At 67.8% G+C, this 4,494-nt stretch carries 1 protein-coding gene; it reads left to right on the top strand.

Annotated elements, in window-relative coordinates; genetic code table 11:
* Positions 1–4,494: non-ribosomal peptide synthetase (locus G7007_RS21525; protein WP_181105095.1), on the top strand; the 4,494-nt coding region annotated here is incomplete at both ends.

The raw sequence follows: 4,494 nt of genomic DNA on the forward strand, positions 1-4,494 counted from the left end.
GGCAAGCAACTGGTGGGCTACGTGGTCCTTGAGCAGGAAGCCGAAGGTTGGCAGGCCGAGCTGGCCCAGCACCTGAGCCATGGCCTGCCGGACTACATGGTGCCGAGCCAATGGCTGGCGCTGGACCATCTGCCGCTGTCGCCCAACGGCAAGCTCGACCGCAAGGCGCTGCCGACCGTGGACATGGCACGCCAGGCGCCTACCTACGTGGCGCCGCAGAACGCGCGGCAACGCCAGGTCGCCGCGATCTGGGCCGACGTCCTGCATCGGGCACCGGTCGGCCTGACCGATCACTTCTTCGCCCTGGGCGGCCACTCCCTGCTGGCCACCCAGGTGTTCTCGCGCCTGCGCGAGCAGGGCATCGACGCACCGCTCAAGACCCTGTTCGAGCACCCGACCCTGGAACGCTTCGTCGCCGCCTTGCCGCAGGCCGCCGCGACCTCTCACGTACCGGCCTTGCAACCGGTATCGCGTGACGCACCGTTGGCGCTTTCCTATGCCCAACAGCGCCAGTGGTTCCTCTGGCAGATGGACCCCGACAACAGTGCCTACCACCTGCCCATCGCGCTGCGCCTGCACGGCGCCTTGAACCTCGAGGCCCTGCAACACAGCGTCGATGCATTGGTCGAGCGCCATGAGACCTTGCGCACCTGCTTCGTCGACCAGGCCGGCGAGATCGTCCAGCACATCGAAGCGCCACGCCGCTTGCCAATCGTACAGAGCACCCTGTCCGACCTGGCAGTGCTCGACGCCTGCATCGCCGAGGAAATCCATCGCCCGTTCGACCTGACCCAAGGGCCGTTGCTGCGCGTACGGCTGCTGTGCCTGGGTCACGAGCACCACGTGCTGGTGCTGACCCAGCATCACATCGTCTCGGACGCCGTCTCCCTGCACCTGATGGTCGCCGAACTGGTCGACGACTATGCCCGGGCCTGCCAGGGCGATACCACGCGCCTGCCGGCGCTGGCCGTGCAGTATGCCGACTATGCCCAGTGGCAGCGGCAGTGGATGGCAGCGGGCGAGCGCGAGCGGCAACTGGCCTATTGGGTCGAGCAGCTCGGTGGCGAGCAGACCATGCTGGCCTTGCCCCTGGACCGCCCACGGCCGGCAGAGCAGAGCTACCGGGGCGCCCAGCTCGACCTGCGCGTGCCCGACACGTTGGCCGCGTCTCTGCGCGCCTTGGCCGAACGTCACGACGTGACCCTGTTCATGCTGTTGCTGGCCGCGTTCCAGGCCTTGCTGCAGCGCTATACGGGGCAAACCGATATCCGCGTCGGCGTCCCGGTCGGCAACCGTAACCGGGTCGAGACCGAAGCGCTGATCGGCTTCTTCGTCAACACCCAGGTGCTGCGCGCCGAGGTCGATCCGCGCCTGCCGTTCGAGGCGCTGCTGCAGCAGGTTCGCAACACCGCGCTGGACGCCCAGGCCCACCAGGACCTGCCGTTCGAGCAACTGGTCGAGGCCCTGGCCCCGACCCGCACCCTGAGCCACAGCCCATTGTTCCAGGTGATGTTCAACCACCAGGCCGCAGCCCCCGAGCGCGTGCGCGCCGTGCCGGGCCTCAGGGTCGAGACGCTGGCCTGGACGAACGACACCACGCAGTTCGACCTGAGCCTGGAAACGGTCGAGACATCGCAAGGGCTGGGCGCGTCGCTGATCTACGCCACCGACCTGTTCGACGCGTGCACCATTGCGCGGCTGGGGGCGCACTGGCTGACGCTGTTGCACGGTATCGTCGAGCAGCCGGGGCGGGCGGTGGCCGAGCTGCCGTTGCTCGATGCTGATGAGCGTGAGCGGGCCCTGGTGCAATGGAACGACACGGCGGTTGCTTATCCGCTGGACAGCAGCATTCAGCAGTTGATCGAAGCGCAGGTGCAGCGTACGCCCGACGCCGAGGCGTTGGTGTTTGGCGGGACGCGTCTGAGCTATGCGCAGCTCAATGAGCGTGCCAATCGTTTGGCCCATCGCCTGATCGAACTGGGTGTCGGTCCCGATGTGCTGGTCGGCATCGCCGCCGAGCGTAGCGTGGAGATGGTGGTGGGGCTGCTGGCTATTCTGAAGGCTGGCGGCGCCTATGTGCCGCTGGACTCGGAATACCCGCAGGACCGTTTGCGCTACATGCTGGAAGACAGTGGTGTAAGCCTGCTGTTGACCCAGAGCCATCTGGATTTGCCGGTGAGCGATAGCGTGCAGACGCTGGCGCTGGACCTGGAAGCAGGTGGCGCTTTCAGCCACGATCCGTGCGTAGATGTGCATCCTCAAAACCTGGCCTACGTCATCTACACCTCCGGCTCCACGGGCCGTCCGAAAGGGGCGGGCAACCGTCACTCGGCACTGATCAACCGCCTGTGCTGGATGCAGGAGGCCTACGGTCTGACGGCAGACGACACCGTGCTGCAAAAGACCCCGTTCAGCTTCGACGTGTCGGTGTGGGAATTCTTCTGGCCGCTCATGACCGGTGCACGTCTCGTGGTCGCCGCGCCCGGCGATCATCGCGACCCGGCACGCCTGGTCGAGCTGATCACCGCCGAACAGGTCAGCACGCTGCACTTCGTGCCATCGATGCTTCAGGCCTTCATGCAGGACATGAACGTCTCGCGCTGCACCCGCCTCAAGCGCATCGTGTGCAGCGGCGAGGCACTGCCGGTCGACGCCCAGCAGCAGGTCTTCGTCAAGCTGCCGGGTACCTCGCTGTATAACCTCTATGGCCCGACCGAAGCGGCCATCGACGTGACCCACTGGACCTGCCGCGATGAAGGTCGCGACAGTGTGCCAATCGGTCAGCCCATCGCCAACCTGGCCTGCTACGTCCTCGATGCCGAGCTGCAACCGGTGCCGGTGGGCGTGCTGGGCGAGCTTTATCTGGCCGGTGAAGGCCTGGCGCGCGGCTACCACCGCCGTCCGGGCCTGACCGCCGAACGCTTCGTGGTCAGCCCCCATGGCACCGGCGAGCGCCTGTACCGCACCGGCGACCTGGCTCGCCAACGCCCTGACGGCGTGATCGAGTACGCCGGCCGCATCGACCATCAGGTCAAGCTGCGCGGCCTGCGCATCGAGCTGGGCGAGATCGAGGCGCGCCTGCTGGAGCATGCTTCGGTGCGCGAAGCCGTGGTCACGGTGCCGGACGGCAAGCAACTGGTCGGCTATGTGGTCCTTGAGCAAGAAGTTGAAGGTTGGCAAGCCGAACTGGCCCAGCACCTGGGCCACGGCCTGCCCGATTACATGGTGCCGAGCCAATGGCTGGCGCTGGACCGCCTGCCGCTGTCGCCCAACGGCAAACTCGACCGCAAGGCGCTGCCGACGGTAAGCGCTGAGGCGAGGCAAGGGCGCTACGAGGCGCCGACCACCCGCAACGAGCAGCGCCTGGCCGCCGTGTGGGCCGACGTGCTGCGCCTGGAGCGCGTGGGCGTCAGCGACAACTTCTTCGAGCTGGGCGGCGACTCCATCGTCTCCCTGCAGGTGGTCGGCCGCGCGCGCCAACAAGGCCTGCACTTCACGCCCAAGGCCTTGTTCCAGCACCAGACGGTGCGCAGCCTGGCCGCCGCGCTGCAGGACGGCGAAACGACGGTGTTGGCCGAGCAGGGCCCCGTCATGGGCCGCGTGCCGTTGCTGCCGTTCCAGCAATGGTTCGTCGAGCGCGCCATGCCCGAACCGGCGCACTGGAATCAGGCGCTGCTGCTGCGCGCCCACGCGCCGCTCGACGCCGACGCCCTGAATCAGGCGCTGCTGGCGCTGTACGCCCACCATGACGCCCTGCGCCTGCGTTTCACTGGCGACACCGCCCACCATGACGCCCTGCGCCTGCGTTTCACTGGCGACACCGCCGAGCATGGCCCGCTGCACCCGGCGCAACCGCTGCTGACGCGCACCACGGCCACCGATGCCGCCGCCATCGAAGCGGCTTGCGAGGCGGCCCAGTGCAGCCTCGACCTGGCCCAGGGCCCGCTGCTGCGTGCGCTGCTGATCGACGTCGCCGACGGCTCGCAACGGCTGTTGCTGGTGATCCACCACCTGGTGGTCGACGGTGTGTCCTGGCGCGTGCTGCTCGACGATCTGGACACGACCTACCGCCAGGCGCTGGCCGGACAGGCCCTCGTGCTGCCGCCCAAGACCACCGCCTTCAAGACCTGGTCCGAACGCCTGCACGGCCACGCGGCCCAGCTGGACGGCGAGCTGGAGTACTGGACGCGTCAGCTCGACGGCGCACCGGTCGACCTGCCCGAGGCCGATCTGACCGGTTCCTTGGAAAACCGCCATCGCCACAGCGTGCAGGCCCACCTGAACGCCGACCTGACCCGCCAACTGCTGCAACAGGCCCCGGCCGCCTACCGCACCCAGGTCAACGACCTGCTGCTGACGGCCCTGGCCCGCGTGGTCTGCCGTTGGAGCGGTACCGAATCGGCGCTGATCGAACTCGAAGGCCATGGCCGCGAAGACCTGTTCGACGACGTCGACCTGAGCCGCACGGTGGGCTGGTTCACCAGCGCCTACCCG

This window comes from Pseudomonas entomophila, from assembly GCF_013523125.1.
Classification (GTDB): domain Bacteria; phylum Pseudomonadota; class Gammaproteobacteria; order Pseudomonadales; family Pseudomonadaceae; genus Aquipseudomonas; species Aquipseudomonas entomophila_B.